Source organism: Borrelia hispanica CRI (genome assembly GCF_000500065.1).
In the GTDB taxonomy this organism is placed as follows: domain Bacteria; phylum Spirochaetota; class Spirochaetia; order Borreliales; family Borreliaceae; genus Borrelia; species Borrelia hispanica.
Window position 1 is genome coordinate 1 of sequence record NZ_AYOU01000042.1, and the last position, 1,725, is coordinate 1,725.

Consider the following 1,725-nt stretch of genomic DNA (forward strand, 5'->3'; position numbering starts at 1 on the left):
GAACGTTTTTGTATATACCAACCCTGAAACAAAGGGACAAAAGTATCTACTAAAGCATTTTTTGCACCAAGATAATATACTAATCCTTTGCCTGATTCACTAGCATATTGTGTATGTATTCGTTTTGCATACTTACTTCCTGATGCATTAATAGTGGCATCTACGACTATGTCTAAATAAATGGGTTTGTCATCATCAGATGAATAAAATCTTAATATAACATCTTTGTCTGAGTACTCTGAAGTCATATCTATGATATAGGCTCTTTTTCTAAGGTCGTATTCTGCAATTGAACTACTTGTAGTTCTGGTTTTTGATAAAGTGAAATCAGATGGTGGACCAAGTAAGTATTCAGGGATAGATGATTTTTGTAAGGTACCATAGCCATTTGTAGTAACAAAATAATCAGATTTATTTAGTCTGGAACTTGACATACTACTTGTAAGTCTGCTTTTTATTTGACTAAAAATATTAGAAATACTACTAGAATCGTCATTTAAAATTTTGGTAAGTATTTTACTATAAGCTTGTTCAATAAAGTTTTTATCATTAACAAGTTCTGTAGCAATAGTGCTTTTAATAACTTCTTTAAAATATTCAAGACCATCATTTTTAAAGATTTTGTCTCTAGTTTTTTCAAAGAAGTTTGCATATGTAATTGCATGACAACTAGAAACCCCATCATCAATCAACATTAAATGTTGGTCTTTAATATCACCAATTTTGTTGAGTTTGTTAATTTGTATGTATTCTTCATTATCAATTAAAATTTGTTCTTCAGATGACATTGTTGCTTTCCTTAATTAAAAGTAATAATTTCTGTGTTATCTTTATCATATAGTTTAAGTGTCCGTCCTATTGGGATAAGGTTTTTTATAAATGAATAAATTGATTGTGAATATCCCTTAGGAAGAAAATTAAATGTTAGAAATCTATGTTTAGTTTGAAGTCCTTCTTTAGTTTCACGTATTAAAATACGTTTTAATCTGTTTCCTTTAGGGGTGCTAGGCGTAATAAATGCAGTAAAATTAGTTTTTATAGTGCCAAGAAGTTTAATTTTAATGACCCCAGCCTGAGGAGTTGTAATTTCAATATCAACGTGTAAAAAAGCCTTGAACAATCTTATAAATGATTCATCGGTACCAATATGTCGTAAAGCAAAAAGCACACTGTCAATATTTGATGTAAGTGATGCAAGAGGTTGGCTTTCAGCATAAAAAATTCTAAAGAGTTGAGATAACCATATAGCAATAAATCTTGATGAGCAGTGTTTTGTAGCGTTAATACTAGTAAAGTTCGAATTTAGACTTTTAAGTTCAGCAAGAAGTACATTAGCATAGTTAGTTTCAGTTTGAATTAACTTAGCAATTTCTGTGTTTTTAAGAAAATTAGGTATCATATTTATATTCCTTATTTCTTAAGATGTAATATCAATGAATAGGTTGTCTGTAAGATTAAATATAAGTAATTCTTCAGGCTTAACATCTATATCTTGATTTTCTTTAAATTCTGAATCATTAATGTTTGCAATTTGAGTTTTGTCATCATCTTTGAGCACTGCAAATATTTTTAATCCTTTAATGCCCTTAATCTCATTTACAGGAGCAAAGAAATCTTGATATTCAAATTTGATACCCATATTCGTGTAATTATTATTTACAATACGTGTATATATATCTCTAATACGTGAGTCGATGTTAAGATAAATATGATTTTGAAGGTCAA

At 28.9% G+C, this 1,725-nt stretch carries 3 protein-coding genes; all 3 read right to left on the minus strand.

Annotated elements, in window-relative coordinates; genetic code table 11:
* Nucleotides 1–788 (minus strand): DUF685 domain-containing protein (locus U880_RS0101205; RefSeq protein WP_024654444.1); only part of this gene is annotated, 788 nt, incomplete at its 3' end.
* A gap of 11 nt (nucleotides 789–799) precedes the next feature.
* A complete protein-coding gene (locus tag U880_RS0101210) occupies nucleotides 800–1,399 on the minus strand; it encodes a DUF735 family protein (protein WP_038358706.1) in 600 nt (199 codons plus the stop codon).
* A gap of 18 nt (nucleotides 1,400–1,417) precedes the next feature.
* The coding region (locus U880_RS0101215; RefSeq protein ID WP_024654446.1) for a DUF276 domain-containing protein at nucleotides 1,418–1,725 on the minus strand (308 nt) is incomplete at its 5' end.

What these genes read in the sequence shown, in the direction of transcription:
- U880_RS0101210 (WP_038358706.1), bottom strand. Translation starts at nt 1,399, where the DNA reads ATGATACCTAATTTTCTTAAAAACACAGAAATTGCTAAGTTAATTCAA.